This is a genomic window from Pseudomonas paraversuta, from assembly GCF_904063065.1.
Taxonomy (GTDB): Bacteria; Pseudomonadota; Gammaproteobacteria; order Pseudomonadales; family Pseudomonadaceae; genus Aquipseudomonas; species Aquipseudomonas paraversuta.
On sequence record NZ_CAJFCL010000004.1, the window covers coordinates 165044 to 181187 of the forward strand.

Genomic DNA, 16144 nt, shown 5'->3' on the forward strand with positions numbered 1-16144 from the left:
TTAGTCGCGCAGTTTAGCTTAGGCATGCAGCCCACGTGCTAAACTCGCCAGCGTTTTACCCTCCTTATCGTTTTATCAACACGGAACACCCATGGCCAAACGCCAGCTCAATCGTCGCCAAAACTGGCGCATCGAAAAGATCCAGGGCGAGCGCGCTGCACGCGCCGCAAAACGTGAATCCAGTGCCGTCGAAGCGCTTGAAGGCGGCGACCTTGGCGCCGAACAACTCGGCCTGGTGATCGCGCACTTTGGTGTGCAGGTCGAAGTCGAAGCCCAGGAAGGCGAGCTGAAAGGCCAGATGTTCCGTTGCCACTTGCGCGCCAACCTGCCCGCACTGGTCACCGGTGACACAGTCGTATGGCGTGCAGGCAACCAGGGCATCGGCGTTATCGTCGCCCAACTGCCGCGCAAAACCGAACTGTGCCGCCCTGACAGCCGTGGCCAGCTCAAGCCGGTGGCTGCCAACGTCGACATGATCGTCATCGTGTTCGCCCCGATGCCCGAGCCACACGCCAACCTGATCGACCGCTACCTGGTAGCCGCCGAGCACGCCGGCATTCGTCCGCTGTTGCTGCTCAACAAAGCCGACCTGATCGACGATCAAAATGCTCCGGCACTGAATGCCTTGCTGGCGGTGTATCGCCAGCTGGGCTACCCGGTACTGGAAGTATCGGCCCATCACGGCGACGGCATGGAGCAGTTGCAAGCGCAACTGGACGGCCATATCAGCGTGTTTGTGGGTCAGTCGGGCGTGGGCAAGTCGTCCTTGGTCAACAGCCTGCTGCCTGAGGTCAACCTGCGGGTCGGGCCATTGTCCGAAGTGTCGGGCCAGGGTACGCACACCACCACCACCGCGCGCCTGTTCCACTTTCCCGGCGGCGGCGATCTGATCGACTCCCCGGGCATTCGCGAATTCGGTCTGGGCCACGTGAGCCGGGCTGATGTTGAAGCGGGCTTTATCGAGTTCAACGACCTGATCGGCCGCTGCCGCTTCCGCGACTGCAAGCACGACCGCGAGCCGGGCTGTGCATTGCTGATGGCACTGGAAGATGGCCGCGTACAGCAGCAACGCATGAACAGCTATCGCTCGATCATTGCCAGCCTGCCCGAGTCAAGCTACTAACCCCGCCAACCCTGCAGGCGCGAGCTGCAAGCACGCTCCTGCAGGTCAGGGTCTGGCTGGATCCGGCACTTTATCGTCGAAGAGGTTGAGCTTCTGACGCGGTTCATGGGCCGGCATCGGCTGCTGATCCGCTGGCAAGGCCGTCGGATCTATCGGCGCCTTGGGCAGCTCTTGTGCCTTGACCGGCTCAATGCCCTGCTCACCCTCAATCGCTTGTTGCGCCTTCCTGGTCAGAACCACGATGTCGATACGGCGGTTGACCGGATTGGTCGGGTTGGCCTTGTCAAACAGCACCGATGAGGCATAGCCCACTACCCGCGCCACCTGGTTCTGCGGGTAGCTACCGACCACAAGTGCGCGCCGGGCCGCATTGGCACGGTTGGACGACAGCTCCCAATTGCCGAAATCACCACTGCCGGCATAAGGCGTGGCGTCCGTATGACCGCTGATACTGATCTTGTTGGGCACTGCTTTGATGGTGTCAGCCAGGGCCAGCAAGATATCTTCGAAGTACGGCTTGAGCCGCGCACTGCCAACATCGAACATCGGCCTGTTTTCGGCATCCATGATCTGGATCCGCAGGCCGTCCGGGGTGATTTCAAACAGCAGCTGGTCCTTGAACTTGCGCAATTGCGGGTTTTCTTCGACCTTGTTCTGCAACTCCTGAAGCAGCAGCTCAAGACGTTCTTTCTCTATTTGCTCCGCCACGCTTTCAGCCTGATCGGAATCGACCTCAACCTTGTCGGGCTGGGGCTGCATCTGTTCTTCGGGGTTGAGTGTTTTGTCCGGCGCCAGCGCAGGGGTGCCGCCCAGGTCGATGGTGTAGGGCGTGCCGCTGTCACTGAACCCGATCGGGTCCTTGAAGTAGCCGCCGATGGCAATTTTTTGTTCCGGCGTGGCGGCTGTCATCAGCCACATCACCAGAAAGAACGCCATCATTGCCGTAGCGAAGTCCGCGAAGGCAATTTTCCAGGCGCCGCCGTGATGACCCGAAGCGTAGCGCTTGACGCGCTTGATGATGATCGGCTGATTGTTTTCCATAAATCAGCGACCGCGAACCACTTGTTCCAGCTCGGCAAAGCTCGGCCGGTGTTTGGGATACAACACTTTGCGCCCGAACTCGACCGCCAGCGACGGCGGCATACCGGAGGCCGATGCCACCAGTGAGGCCTTGATCGACTCGTAAATGTTGAGCTCCTCTTTGGCATCGTGCGCCAGCGCTGTGGCCAGCGGGCCAAAGAAACCATAGGCCGCCAGAATACCGAAGAATGTGCCCACCAACGCCGCACCTACGTGCTGGCCAATGGCGGCCTGATCACCCTCCCCCAAGGAAGCCATGGTCACCACGATCCCCAGAACCGCCGCCACGATACCGAAACCCGGCATACCGTCGGCAATCCCGTTGACGGCGTGGGAGGGATGCTCCAGCTCTTCCTTGAGGTTGAACAACTCCATGTCGAACAGCCCTTCAAGCTCGTGGGGCGCCATGTTGCCCGACGACATGATGCGCAGGTAATCACAGACAAAGGCTGTCATGCGCTCGTCTTTGAGCACGGTGGGGTACTTGGCGAAGATAGGACTGGCCGCCGCATCCTCAATATCGGCCTCAATGGCCATCATGCCTTCGCGACGGCTTTTATTGAGAATCTCGTAAATCAGGCCCAGCACTTCCAGATAAAAAGTGTGGGTAAAACGCGAGCCGAACATACCCAGTGATTTTTTGATCACGTGCATGGTCATGTAACCGGGATTGGCCTGCAGGAATGCACCGAACGCCGCCCCGCCAATAATCAGGACCTCGAACGGCTGAATCAGCGCCCCGATCTTGCCGTGGGAAAGCACGTACCCGCCGAGTACGCTCGCGAATACAACGATGATGCCGATAATTTTAGCCATAGATATAAAAGTACTTATTGAGTCGGGTTCAAGGTCATATTCAAGCGCGGTGAAACTCTACTTCTCCTTATCGGCAAATCTGCGCCAGACTATAGCCGGTAAAGGCGAAAAGCCGTTCAGCCCTTTTGGCGCGAGTAACAAATTGATGATGACCAGCTCCCATCATGACCAGTGAAACCACCAGCCCGACCTCAACACCTGCAACCCTGGATGCCTGGGTCGAGCGGCTCAACGCCGCCCGCTTGCCAATCCCGCAGCATAGCCATGGGCTGGTGTGCAAAGCCCTCAACGACAATCGCCGCTCATTGCGCGAGATTGCCGAGCTGATACAAGACAGCCCGGCACTGGCCCTGACCCTGATTCGCGAAGCCAACCAGCACCTGCAAAGCAGTCTGAGCGAACCGGCCGAGAGCCTGGAAGTGGCCATCAACCGACTGGGCCTGCAACGTACCCAGAGATTGCTTGAGCACATGAACACTCTGAGCCAGGAAGAAATCCCCCCGGGGTTCCGGCAAATCCAGCTCATCAGCCAGCACGCGGCGCAACAGGCCGTCGGCCTGTTCGGCAATCGTCTGGCGCGGCTGTGGCCAGAAATCTACTGGGGCAGCCTGCTGTTTCTCTCACCCTTGTGGGCTTTGGCGCTGACCCATCCAGAACTGCTCGAAGAATGGGAACAGCGGGTCATCCACAAAGGCGAGCGCGCCAGTGACGTCGAGCAAGAGCTGTTCGGTGTACGGCTGTTCGATATCTGCCGGGCGCTGGCGCAATTGTGGCGCCTGCCGGCATGGGTGCTACAGGGTTATACGGTCATCATTGAAGAGCAGCGCACCCTGGTCAGCGTGCTGCACATCGCCCGCAACAACCATGACGGGTTACGCCAGCAACAACGACTGGACGCCGATCCGGCACTGCGGCGCTGGCTCAATCACCCCGCCAATAGCGTGCTGCTGGCCAATGCTCTGGCGCTGTCGGCGCAATCGGGCTGGGATACCCCGCACAATGTGCGCTGGCAGTTGCTCACCGCGCTGTACCTGCAGACAACCCTGGATGAAGTGCAGCAGCTGGTTCACCAAAACGCCGCAAGCAGCGCCCGCTATCACTCGGTGCCCGACCTCTGGCACCCGGCCCAAGCACTGCTATGGCCGTGGGACAGCCGCCGCAGCAATCCCGGCCAGCCTGCCGCGCCACCCTCTGCCGAGGCGCTGGCCACATGGCGCAAGCTGTGCGGGCAATTGCTGGCAGAGCCGAGCACCTTCGCCAACGCAATGCACCTGACCACCTGCGCTCGCGATGCCCTGCTGGCATGCGGCATGCGCCGGGTGATGCTGCTGATGGCCGACAAGAGCGCAACCACACTGCGAGTTTTCCAGATATCCGGACTGCCGAAAGCAGCCTTCGACATGAGCTTTACCGTCAGTGAAAGCACCGCCTTGCAACGCTTGATGACGCAACCGGCGCAAGTTCGCCTGACGCCGGAAAACAACGCGACAATTTCTGCGGTCATGCCCGCCAACCTGCGCCAGCTGTTCCCCGGCGAGCATCTGCTGCTACGCTCGCTGGGCAACAGTGGCCGCGTCGTGATGCTGATACTGGCGGACCAGGGTGGCGGCCCGTTTTCCGAGACCAGCGTGCAAGCATTTGGCAAAACCGCGCAATGCATCGAGAAAGCCCTGAATAGCTTTAGCACGCGCGGGCGCTAGCCCTTGCGCTACAATCCCTCCTTTTTTCGCTCTGGAGACCTCACATGCCTGACTTCTCTGGTTTGCCGTTGGTCATTGAGCCCGGCGACCTGCTCGCACGGCTCGATAACCCCGAACTGATTGTGGTCGACCTGACCAGCGTCGCACGCTACGAGTCCGGGCATATTCCGGGCGCCCGTTTCGTCGACCCCAAACGCACCCAACTGGGCCAGCCCCCGGCACCCGGCCTGCTGCCGGGCCAGGCTTCTCTGGAGGCGCTGTTCGGCGAACTGGGGCACAACCCCGACGCGGTCTACGTGGTGTATGACGACGAAGGCGGCGGTTGGGCCGGCCGTTTTATCTGGTTGCTCGACGTGATCGGACACAAGGCTTACCACTATCTGGATGGCGGCATTCACGCCTGGGTCGCGGAAGGTTGCCCGGTGTCGAGCACTGTGCCGCCTGCAGTCGGTGGCCCGTTGCCGCTGACGTTGCACGACGCCCCCACTGCCACCCGCGAGTACCTGCAAAGCCGCCTGGGCGCGGCTGACCTGGCAATTTGGGATGCGCGCAGCCCCGCCGAATACGCCGGTGAAAAAGTGCTGGCGGCCAAAGGCGGGCACATCCCGGGCGCGAAAAACTTCGAATGGACCGCCGGCATGGATAAAAGCCGCAGCCTGCGCATTCGTACCGACATGGCGCAGATCCTCAAGGACCTGGGCATCACCCCGGACAAAGAAGTGATTACCCACTGCCAGACCCACCACCGCTCTGGCTTTACCTATCTCGTCGCCAAATCGCTCGGTTATCCGCGCGTCAAAGGCTACGCCGGCTCCTGGGGCGAATGGGGCAACCACCCCGACACCCCCGTCGAGCTGCCTGTCAAAAACTAAGGACCTGCAATGAAAAAGCGTCTGTTTCTCCTGAGCCAGTATCTGTTGCCGCATCACCTGCTGTCGCGCCTGGCCGGCTGCATTGCCGAGTGCCGCGTGCGCTGGTTCAAGAATGCGTTCACCACCTGGTTCGCCAAGCGTTATCAAGTGGACATGTCCCAGGCTCTGGTTGAAGACGTTACTGCTTACGAGCACTTCAACGCCTTCTTCACCCGCGCCCTGAAAGACGGTGCCCGCCCGCTGGATCAAACGCCGGGCGCAGTGCTGAGCCCGGCCGATGGTGCAGTCAGCCAGCTGGGCCCCATCGAGCACGGCCGGGTGTTCCAGGCCAAAGGTCATAGCTACAGCGTGCTGGAACTGGTCGGCGGTGATGCTGCGGTTGCGGCTCAATTCATGGGCGGCGAGTTTGCCACCATTTACCTGTCGCCCAAGGACTACCACCGTGTGCACATGCCACTGGCCGGTACTCTGCGCGAAATGATCTACGTTCCGGGCCGCCTGTTTTCGGTTAACCAGACCACGGCCGAAAACGTGCCGGAGCTGTTTGCCCGCAACGAGCGCGCGGTGTGTATTTTTGATACCGAGCGCGGCCCGATGGCCGTGGTATTGGTGGGTGCCATGATCGTAGCATCGATTGAAACCGTGTTTGCCGGTCTGGTGACGCCGCCTAAACGCGAGCTGAAAACTTTCCGCTATGACGAAGCTGCCCGTGCGCCGATCCATCTGGAGAAAGGTGCCGAACTGGGGCGCTTCAAGCTGGGTTCTACTGCGATCGTGCTGTTCGGGCCAGAACAGATCAAATGGGCTGAAAGCCTGACGGCGGGTTCGCCGGTGATGATGGGGCAGGCCATTGGTGGCCCGGCCAACGCCGAATAACACCTGAGCCCCGCCCTTGCTCGCGATCTTGAAAGCTCGCGAGCAAGGGCGCTGCTGCAGGGTTTTGCTAGCCCTGGCTGTTACGGTCGCGCTGACCCAGCAGGTACAGCACGGCATCCAGACCCAGGGTCGAAATGGCATGTCTGGCTGACTGTTTAACCAGCGGCTTGGCACGGAATGCCACACCCAGCCCGGCAATTGCCAGCATTGGCAAGTCGTTGGCGCCATCACCGACCGCAATGGTCTGCTCCAGTACCAACCCTTCCTTTATTGTCAGCTCTCGCAGCAAATCGGCTTTGCGCTGTGCATCGACAATCGGCTCAACCGCCACCCCGGTGACTTTTCCATCCACTACTTGCAGCTCGTTGGCGAACACGTAGTCGATACCCAGCTTTTCCTGCAATTGCTTGGCGAAGTAGGTAAAGCCGCCGGACAGAATGGCGGTTTTGTAGCCCAGGCGCTTGAGCTCTGCGAACAGCACTTCGGTGCCCTCGGTCAACCGCAGCGAGGCGCCGATGGCGTCCAGCACGCTGACGTCCAGACCTTTAAGCAGCGCCATGCGCTCCTTGAAACTGGCCTTGAAATCCAGCTCACCGGCCATGGCCCGCTCGGTAATGGCCGATACCTGCTCGCCCACACCCGCAGCCTTTGCCAGCTCGTCGATGACTTCGGCCTGGATCAGGGTCGAGTCCATATCAAATACGGCAAGGCGGCGATGGCGACGGAACAGGGTGTCCTCCTGCAAGGCAATGTCGACATTGAGTTCTTGCGCCAGGTTAAAGAATGCTTCACGCAACGCCTGGAGGTCGGTCGGCTCACCGCAGACGCGCAACTCGATGCAGCTCTTGCTCAACTGCGTCGGCGCATCCAGCGGCACACGACCGGACAGACGATCCGTCTGCTCAATGTTCAGCCCGTGCTGGCTGATTACCGATGTCACCTGTTGCAGTTCATGGGCCGTGACCTGGCGGCTCATCAATGTCACCACATGACGCTGGCGGCTCTGCTCGTTGACCCAGCGCTGGTAGTGCTCCTCGGAGATCGGGTCGAAGCGCAGTTGCAGGCCTTCTTTGGCGATCAGGGGCTGCAGGTCTTTAAGTACCGCCGACACCTGCTCCGCTTGCGGAATTTCAACCAGAAAACCCAACGACAAAACGCCATGAATGACGGCCTGACCGATGTCGAGAATGTTCACCCCATTGCTGGCCAGTACGCCGGTAATGGCCGCAGTGAGACCCGGACGGTCCTCACCCGTGATGTTTATCAGGACGATTTCGCGCAAGGCACACCCCCATTCACTAAAAAAACCGCATTCTACCTACTTTCAGTGACCATCGGGCATCGCCAAGGCTTTGCCGCCTCGAGGCCGCTCGTTATACTGCGCTCCAACTTAACGGACTAAGAGCCGCGCTCAGTGAACCGGCCATTGCCTGTCAAAAACGATAATTTCTTCCTGCTGATCTTCCGGGCCTTGCGCGATCGTCGCGTGCCGATTGCTCTGCGTATCGCCACCCACAACGTGATTCTGGTCGCGCTGGCGCTGGTCATATATGCCGTGGTGATGGGCCTGCAATTCAAACAGGCCATGCACGAACAAGCCGATGCACTGGGTCAGAGCCTGACCACCCAAACAGCCACCTCGGCCACCGAGTTGCTGGTGTCCAACGACATTCTCAGCCTCAACGTGCTGCTCAATAACCTGACCAAAAACCCCCTGGTTGCGCACGCCGCTATTTATAGCGTCGATAACCGCATCCTCGCCGAAGCCGGGCAACGTCCAAAAAACAGCCTGCTGGGCGAAACCGAGGGCGTGTACCAGACCAAAATCACCTTTCAGGATGTAACGGCCGGGCATCTGCGCATTAGCCTGGACATGAACCAGTTCGAGCAGCCGATGACCATCAGCCTGCAGAGCATGGGCATCTTGAGTGCAATTCTGCTCGCACTGGCGCTGGCCTTGAGCCTGCGTCTGGGCCGCCATATCACCACCCCCCTGTTGCAGCTGCGGGTCTGGCTGCGCGAACCGGACCCTTACACCCCGGCAACTACCCGCCAGGATGAAATCGGTGATCTGGCGCGCCAGCTTCACAGCCGACTGGCCCCCCCGGCTCCAGAGCCGGAACCAGAGCCAGAACCGGAAGACGACTACGACGACAGCGATTACGAAGCCGCCGAAGACAACGAACCGACCTTCGAAGTACGCAACCTGAGCGATCCGGCTTTCGATGAAGCACCGGCTGCGCCTGCCCCTAAAGCGGCACCCCGGCAAGTGATCAGCACCGAAGAAGACGAGGGTGAAGAAGACCCGTTCGCGGACCTGCGCGACACCGGCACAACCGCGGTTGCTCCCAAAGCCGTGGCCAAAGCCGTGCCGACCTCACCGCAACCGAGCGCGGTACTGGCAGTCCAGCTGGGGGCGCAAGAACAACTGCGGCGCCTGCCCCGTGCCCGCCTGATGGAATTGCTTGAACGCTATCGCGACTGCCTGAACCAGGCGGCGTCGCTGTACCAGAGCGAGCTGCACACGTTGAACGATGGCAGCACCCTGATGCTGTTCCATAGCGAAGACAGCGGCGACGACTACCTGACCAACGCCATCTGCTGTGGCGAATTGCTACGGGCCCTGGGCCACGCTCTGCAGATCGAAGTTGCCGACAGCGGCATCACCCTGCAATTGCAGCTGGGTCTGGTGCTGGGCGAAGGGCTGAACGGCCTGAGCCAGATTGATCTACTGCTGACCGAAACCGCCCAGGACGCTCTGGCATTGTCGCAACACAGCCGCAACCTGCTGCTGGTGGAGCGCAAAATCAGCGATGACCCGCTGATTCGTCAACGCGCCCGCATCCGCCCTATCGCCAGCCCCGAAGGCGCCTGCTGCGTTGAGCGGCTGATGGAGCCCTACCCGTCCATGCTCGAACGCCAGCTGGCCCGGATGCATGAGAACCGCGGCTAAAGGCCATACCCTGCAGGAGCGAGCCGGGCGCTGAAACAGCTCGCTAGCATGCCGGCTCCTGCAAAGGCCGGGCAATAAAAAACGCCGCTTTCCCAGTGCTGGGCAAGCGGCGTTTTTTATTGTGTGAACTGACTCAGAAGCGGAACACTTCCATGTCCGTGCGTATCGGTGAAGCCATCGGAATTCTCGGCTTCTCCGTTTGCTTGGGGGCCGGCCTGGCTTCGGGCTTGCGCAATTCAACCAGCGGCGGCTGGTTGGCCAGCGGTTCCAGGGCCGCCGCCAATTGTTTGCTCAACTGTTGCAACAACTCGCCCTGAGCCTTGACCTGAGCGGCCGTGCTGCCGTCGTGCTGCTGTTCCAGATGAACCATGCGGTTGTCCCGTACCTGGCCGCGCCGGTCGATCAAGCGCCATTGCGCGTCGAGAATTGCCGGTTGGCTCTCTCCGGAGTCCAGACGGGTGATCGACAGCAGCACTTGCACGTCCGGACTGAAGCCCGAAGGGGCCGGTGCCAGCACTACTCGCTGACTGTCCAGACGCCAGGCCACCTGACGCAGCAACAACTGATCGATGTCTGACGACAGGCTGCCGGCCCAACGACCATCGGTGGCCGCACTCAGGCTGCCATCCGGCTGACGTTGCAGCAACGTTTCGCGTTGCAGGTAATCGGCCACAGTCACCGGGCCAAGTACCACAGCCATGCCCGCACTTTGCTTGGGCTGGCCGGGGGTGCCACTGTCCAGTTGGTACAAAGCCGCTGGCTGGTGCGTGCTGCACCCCGCCAGGCCGAGCACACCGGTCAGTAGCGCAATTAAAGGAAGACGTAGAACGTTCATCATTCCATCCAGGTGGCCGCCGTTTGGCGCGCCGCAGTGTGATTCTGAAGATTTCCAGGAAAAATCATACGCGCTATGTCGTAAGAGGCGCATATCATCCGCGAATATACGGCGTGACTCCAGCGCCGTTGCGCCGATCTACGCGATAAATCGCAGATCGGACGCACTAAACGGGCTTAATTGGGCACTTCTACCAGCAAAGCATCCACACGCTGGAAGCCTCGCGGCAATTTGTTCCCGCGCCGACCCCGTTCGCCTTTGTAATGTTCCAGGTCATCAGCCTTGAGTGACAGGGTGCGTTTGCCGGCCTGCAGCACCAATGTGGCGTTGTCCGGCAGCACAGCGATGTCCGTCACGTACTCTTCGCGATTGGCCACGCGATCACCGGGAATGCCGATAATCTTGTTGCCCTTGCCTTTACCCAGTTGCGGCAGGTCGCTGACTTTGAATATCAGCAGCCGGCCTTCGGTGGTAACGGCCGCCAGCCAATTGTGCTCGCGATCCGCCACAGGTCGCGGCAGCATCACTTGCGCGCCTTTGGGCAGGCTGAGCAACGCCTTGCCGGCCTTGTTCTTGGCCTGCAGGTCTTCACCCTTGACCACAAACCCGTAACCGGCATCGGAGGCAATCACGTACAGCGAGTCGTCTTCGGGCAACAACACGCACTCGAAAGTCGCACCCGGTGGCGGCGTGAGGCGGCCGGTCAACGGCTCGCCCTGGCCTCGTGCCGACGGCAACGTGTGGGCGGGCACCGAGTAACTGCGCCCGGTGGAGTCAATAAATACCGCGAACTGGTTGGAGCGTCCGGCAGCAGCGGTTTTATAGCCGTCCCCTGCTTTATAGGACAGCCCGGTCGCATCCAGGTCGTGACCTTTACCGCAACGTACCCAGCCTTTTTCGGACAGAACCACCGTGACCGCTTCAGTGGGCACCAGCTCGTTTTCCGACAAGGCTTTGGCTTCAGCGCGGGACACAATCGGCGAGCGACGGTCATCGCCATAGGTTTCGGCGTCAGCCAGCAATTCGCTGCGTACCAGTTTTTTCAGCTTGGCTTCGCTGCCCAGCAAGGTTTGCAGCTTGGCCTGCTCTTTGCGCAACGCATCTTGCTCGGTGCGCAGCTTCATCTCTTCGAGGCGGGCCAATTGGCGCAGGCGCGTGTCGAGGATGTAGTCGGCCTGGGTTTCGCTCAGGGCAAAGCGCGCAATCAGCTCGGCCTTGGGATGTTCCTCGGTACGAATGATATGAATCACTTCGTCGAGGTTCAGATAAGCAGTGAGCAAACCGTCCAACAGGTGCAGGCGGCGCTCGACTTTATCAAGGCGGAACTGCAAGCGGCGGCGCACCGTGTGAACCCGGAACTCCAGCCACTCCACCAGCAGGGCCCGCAGATTTTTCAGCTGCGGCTTGCCGTCCAGGCCGATGATGTTGATGTTGACGCGAAAAGTGGACTCAAGATCGGTCACAGCAAACAGATGCTGCATCAATTCGTCGAGATCGACCTTGTTGTTGCGCGGAATGATCACGATGCGGCACGGGTTTTCGTGGTCCGATTCGTCGCGCAAGTCAGTAACCATCGCCAGCTTGGTCGGCTTGGCCTGCATCAGCGCAGCGATCTGCTCCAGCACCTTGGCGCCCGATACCTGGTGCGGCAATGCCGTGACCACGATGTCGCCATCTTCGATGTGGTACACCGCCCGCATGCGCACCGAACCACGACCGGTCTGGTAGATCTTCAGCAGATCGGCACGGGGGGTGATGATTTCGGCTTCGGTCGGGTAGTCCGGGCCCTGTATGTGTTCGCACAGTTGCTCTATCGTGGCCTTGGGCTCGTCGAGCAGCCGCACGCAGGCGGTCGCGACTTCACGCAGGTTGTGCGGCGGCACGTCAGTGGCCATGCCCACGGCAATGCCGGTGGTGCCATTGAGCAGGATATTCGGCAAACGGGCCGGTAACACCGCAGGTTCGTCGAGGGTGCCGTCAAAGTTCGGGACCCAGTCCGCCGTGCCCTGGCCCAGTTCGCTGAGCAGCACTTCGGAGTAACGCGACAGGCGGGCTTCGGTGTAACGCATGGCGGCGAATGACTTGGGATCATCCGGCGCACCCCAGTTACCTTGCCCGTCGACCAGGGTGTAGCGATAGCTGAATGGCTGCGCCATCAGCACCATGGCTTCGTAGCACGCCGAATCACCGTGGGGGTGAAACTTGCCGAGTACGTCACCGACGGTACGCGCCGATTTCTTGTGCTTGGAATCTGCGTCCAGCCCCAACTCGCTCATGGCGTAGATAATGCGCCGCTGTACAGGCTTGAGGCCGTCGCCGATATGCGGCAGGGCCCGGTCCATGATTACGTACATGGAGTAGTTGAGGTAGGCCTGTTCTGTGAAGTCGGCCAGTGACCGGCGTTCTACGCCGTCCAGGCTGAGATCAAGGGAATCGCTCATGCGGACCTCATTCAGTTCGTTGTCTGGCGCAGCAGCATGGTGCCGCCGCGCTGGGTAAATTCAAGTTTTTTCAGCGCACTCATGCCCAATAGCACTTGTTCGCCTTCAAGCCCGGGAGCCGCCACCGCGCGTACGTCGCGCAGCACAATGGCGCCCAGTTGCAGGCGGTCGATGCGGGTCTGATAGCCCTGGGTACGGCCATTGGCGGTATTCAGGGTCACGGCCATGCCCTTGGGCAATGCCAACTGCCTGGCCAGCTCCAGCGGGACCGCGACATCGGTGGCCCCGGTATCCAGTAAAAATTCCACCGGCACGTTGTTGATACGGCCGCTGGCGACGAAGTGGCCCTGGGAATTGGCGAGCAGTTTGACTTCGATGTAGCCCGCGCCCTGCAGCGAGGCGACCTCAGTATTGGGGTTTTCCTGACGCTGTTCCCAGCGCCCGAAAAATTGCGTCGCCAGATACAGCCCCGCGCACCAGGCCACAATCATGAAGACCCGGCCCACACCCTTGCCCGGCGGTTGCTGGCTCATGATGCGGCACTCCAGCCACCTTGCGGTGCCGCGAAGCGCCAGACCACGGGACGCTTCTCGCCATCGGCGCGCACGTGATTGCCGTTGTCCACACCGATCCAGGCGCCTTCGGCATCCACACTCAGGGCCTCGGCATTGCCATAGGCGCTGTTGTAACGCCGGGGAGCGATCAACCCATCATCGGCAAATGACCAGCAGCGCTCAACGTCGCCCGTGCCCGGGGTGCGACGGCAAATGCGATAGGCCATGCGTTCGAGGGTGAACAGCTTGCCCTCGAACAGCGCCAGGTCGGCGAAGTCCTTTTGTTGTGCCTTGACCTTGAGTTGAGGTGGGGCCGACTCGAGGCCGCCCTCACTCATCAACACGCAACCGCCTTCGCAGTCCCACACGCTCTGTTTTTTGCCGATGGTCAGCAAACCGCGGCGCTCGCGCTCGGCCGCCAGCCAGATCTGGTTGCCCTGCGGGTTGACGGCGATACCTTCAAACAGCGCATTGAAATGCAGCAGCATGCCGCTGGCGCGCGCATGGCGGACCAGTGACGGATCGATTTTCAACCATGCCGGCGCGCCCGTCTGCGGAATTTGCAGCACCGCGGCGTGGGTCTCGCTGACCACGAAGCGGTTGCCCGCCTCGTCGCAACTGATGCCTTCGAAATCCAGTTCACCACCACGCAACGGGCTGACAGCCTTGCTCATCATGCGCACGCCCCACGGCAAGCCGCTTTCAGGGGGCGGCGGGACATCAATATGCAGTGCCTCGGCGTGCCATTCGGGAGAGTGCTGATCCAGGCGGTAAATCTGATCATCATCGCGATCAGACACCGCCCACAGCTCACCCAGACACAGCGCCAGCCCGGACAGGTTGGCGCCGCGCATGCCTTCTACGGGATGCTCGGACTGCAGCACCAGCTCCGGCCAGGTATCGGCCATTACCGGTGCTGCAGTCACACAAAGCAACGCCATCAAGGCACTGCGCATCAGGCCAGCACCTGCGCCAGGTTGCCTTTGGATTCGAGCCAGGACTTGCGGTCACCGGCGCGTTTTTTCGCCAGCAACATGTCCATCATTTCCGACGTGGCGGCGTAATCTTCAAGCGTCAGCTGCACCAGACGCCGGGTGTTCGGGTCCATGGTGGTTTCACGCAGCTGCGGCGGGTTCATTTCACCCAGACCTTTGAATCGCGTGACCTGTGGTTTGCCGCGCTTCTTCTCGGCCACCAGACGGTCGATGATGCCATCACGCTCGGCTTCGTCCAGGGCGTAGAAAATCTCTTTGCCCAGGTCGATCCGGTACAGCGGCGGCATGGCCACATACACGTGACCGGCATCCACCAGCGGGCGGAAGTGCTGCACGAACAATGCACAGAGCAAGGTGGCAATGTGCAGACCGTCCGAGTCGGCGTCGGCGAGGATGCAGATCTTGCCGTAGCGCAGCTGGCTGATGTCGGCCGCGCCCGGATCAACCCCGATGGCTACCGCGATGTTGTGCACTTCCTGGCTGGCCAGCACTTCGCTGCCGTCGACTTCCCAGGTGTTAAGGATCTTGCCGCGCAACGGCAGGATGGCCTGGAACTCTTTGTCCCGGGCCTGCTTGGCTGAACCGCCGGCGGAGTCACCCTCCACCAGAAACAGCTCGGAGCGCATCGGGTCCTGCCCGGCACAGTCCGCAAGCTTGCCCGGCAGGGCCGGCCCCTGGGTGATGCGTTTGCGTTCGACCTTTTTACTGGCCTTGAGCCTGCGCCCGGCGTTGTTGATTGCCAGTTCTGCCAGCTGCATGCCCAACTCGGGGTTGGCATTGAGCCACAGACTGAAGGAGTCCTTGATCACACCCGAGACGAAAGCGGCCGCCTCACGGGACGACAGACGCTCTTTGGTCTGGCCCGAGAATTGCGGTTCCTGCATTTTCATCGACAGCACGAACGCAATGCGTTCCCACACATCTTCGGGGGCCAGCTTGACGCCACGGGGCAGCAGGCTGCGGAATTCACAGAACTCGCGCATGGCATCGAGCAAGCCCTGGCGCAGTCCGTTGACGTGGGTCCCGCCCTGGGCCGTCGGGATCAGGTTGACGTAGCTTTCCTGAACACTGTCGCCGCCTTCGGGCAGCCACAACAGCGCCCAGTCGATGGCTTCTTTATTGCCCGCCAGGCTGCCACAGAACGGCTCGTCAGGCAGGCGCTCGAATTCGCTGACCGCATCCACCAGATAGGAGCGCAGGCCGTCTTCGTAGTGCCACTCGATCTTTTCGCCGGTGCCCTTGTCCTCGAAACTGACCAGCAGCCCCGGGCACAATACGGCCTTGGCCTTGAGCACGTGCTTGAGACGGCTGACCGAAAACTTGGGTGAATCGAAGTATTTAGGGTCCGGCGCAAAGAACACGCTGGTACCGGTATTGCGCTTGCCGACAGTGCCGACAACTTCCAGGTCGGTGGCTTTGTAGCCATCGGCAAAGGTCATCTGGTACTCGTTGCCGTCACGCTTGACCTTGACCCGCACCAGGGTCGACAGCGCGTTGACCACCGAAATCCCCACGCCGTGCAGGCCGCCGGAGAACTGGTAGTTCTTGTTGGAAAACTTGCCGCCGGCATGGAGCTTGGTGAGGATCAGTTCGACCCCTGACACACCTTCTTCGGGGTGAATGTCCACCGGCATGCCGCGCCCGTCATCACTGACTTCCAGCGAGTGATCGGCGTGCAGAATGACCTGCACCGATTTGGCGTGACCGGCCAGGGCTTCGTCGACACTGTTATCGATGACTTCCTGGGCCAGGTGGTTGGGCCGGCTGGTGTCGGTGTACATGCCGGGACGTTTGCGCACCGGGTCGAGGCCCGAGAGGACTTCGATGGCGTCGGCGTTATAAGAGCTAGCGCTGGGAGTGGCCATAGGGTCTCGTCGTTAGTCGTAAATGAAAAATAAG

General features: G+C 60.8%; 13 protein-coding genes. 5 read left to right on the top strand and 8 right to left on the bottom strand.

The window, feature by feature from the left end; translation table 11 throughout:
- The first annotated feature begins 91 nt into the window (after window positions 1-91).
- The gene (gene rsgA / locus JQ845_RS09690) at window positions 92-1123 is read left to right on the top strand and encodes a small ribosomal subunit biogenesis GTPase RsgA (protein ID WP_127195735.1); all 1032 of its coding nucleotides are present in this window, start codon (window positions 92-94) and stop codon (window positions 1121-1123) included.
- A 45-nt stretch (window positions 1124-1168) separates the two neighbouring features.
- Here rsgA and motB read toward each other — a convergent pair whose 3' ends face one another.
- Both motB and motA read right to left on the bottom strand, forming a co-directional pair.
- Window positions 1169-2164 carry a flagellar motor protein MotB gene (motB, locus tag JQ845_RS09695; RefSeq protein WP_003439010.1) on the bottom strand — a complete coding sequence of 332 codons (996 nt, stop codon included), beginning with the start codon at window positions 2162-2164 and terminating at the stop codon, window positions 1169-1171.
- 3 nt (window positions 2165-2167) lie between these two features.
- Window positions 2168-3019 (bottom strand): flagellar motor stator protein MotA, encoded by an 852-nt coding sequence (gene motA, locus JQ845_RS09700; protein WP_003438996.1) that lies wholly within the window; start codon window positions 3017-3019, stop codon window positions 2168-2170.
- A gap of 164 nt (window positions 3020-3183) precedes the next feature.
- On the opposite strand from motA, the gene JQ845_RS09705 reads away from it, so the two are divergent.
- Genes JQ845_RS09705 through asd form a run of 3 tightly spaced genes read left to right on the top strand, consistent with a single transcriptional unit; the run spans window position 3184 to window position 6467 of the window.
- The gene (locus JQ845_RS09705) at window positions 3184-4719 is read left to right on the top strand and encodes an HDOD domain-containing protein (protein WP_203008931.1); all 1536 of its coding nucleotides are present in this window, start codon (window positions 3184-3186) and stop codon (window positions 4717-4719) included.
- A gap of 44 nt (window positions 4720-4763) precedes the next feature.
- Window positions 4764-5591, top strand: a complete 828-nt coding sequence (locus tag JQ845_RS09710; RefSeq protein WP_003438986.1) for a rhodanese-like domain-containing protein — start codon at window positions 4764-4766, stop codon at window positions 5589-5591.
- A gap of 9 nt (window positions 5592-5600) precedes the next feature.
- Window positions 5601-6467: an archaetidylserine decarboxylase gene (gene asd / locus JQ845_RS09715; RefSeq protein WP_003438984.1), complete on the top strand. Its 867-nt coding sequence runs from the start codon at window positions 5601-5603 to the stop codon at window positions 6465-6467.
- Between the two features lie 67 nt (window positions 6468-6534).
- Here asd and serB read toward each other — a convergent pair whose 3' ends face one another.
- Window positions 6535-7749 (bottom strand): phosphoserine phosphatase SerB, encoded by a 1215-nt coding sequence (gene serB, locus JQ845_RS09720; RefSeq protein WP_161719321.1) that lies wholly within the window; start codon window positions 7747-7749, stop codon window positions 6535-6537.
- Window positions 7750-7881: 132 nt separating this feature from the next.
- Between serB and JQ845_RS09725 the strand changes: the two genes are divergently transcribed.
- Window positions 7882-9420: an AhpA/YtjB family protein gene (locus JQ845_RS09725; RefSeq protein ID WP_003438981.1), complete on the top strand. Its 1539-nt coding sequence runs from the start codon at window positions 7882-7884 to the stop codon at window positions 9418-9420.
- Between the two features lie 133 nt (window positions 9421-9553).
- Here JQ845_RS09725 and JQ845_RS09730 read toward each other — a convergent pair whose 3' ends face one another.
- The 5 genes from JQ845_RS09730 to parE all read right to left on the bottom strand — a co-directional run bounded on the left by JQ845_RS09730 (window position 9554) and on the right by parE (window position 16110).
- The gene (locus tag JQ845_RS09730) at window positions 9554-10258 is read right to left on the bottom strand and encodes a PqiC family protein (RefSeq protein WP_003438979.1); all 705 of its coding nucleotides are present in this window, start codon (window positions 10256-10258) and stop codon (window positions 9554-9556) included.
- A 173-nt stretch (window positions 10259-10431) separates the two neighbouring features.
- Entirely contained in the window at window positions 10432-12696 is a 2265-nt protein-coding gene (gene parC, locus JQ845_RS09735) for a DNA topoisomerase IV subunit A (RefSeq protein WP_003438977.1), read from the bottom strand.
- 11 nt (window positions 12697-12707) lie between these two features.
- A complete protein-coding gene (locus JQ845_RS09740; RefSeq protein WP_003438976.1) occupies window positions 12708-13229 on the bottom strand; it encodes a retropepsin-like aspartic protease family protein in 522 nt (173 codons plus the stop codon).
- Window positions 13226-14206: an esterase-like activity of phytase family protein gene (locus JQ845_RS09745; protein WP_203008932.1), complete on the bottom strand. Its 981-nt coding sequence runs from the start codon at window positions 14204-14206 to the stop codon at window positions 13226-13228. The genes JQ845_RS09740 and JQ845_RS09745 overlap by 4 nt, the downstream gene beginning before the upstream one ends.
- The gene (gene parE, locus JQ845_RS09750) at window positions 14206-16110 is read right to left on the bottom strand and encodes a DNA topoisomerase IV subunit B (protein ID WP_010656257.1); all 1905 of its coding nucleotides are present in this window, start codon (window positions 16108-16110) and stop codon (window positions 14206-14208) included. Before parE ends, JQ845_RS09745 begins: the two co-directional genes overlap by 1 nt.
- Window positions 16111-16144: the final 34 nt, after the last annotated feature.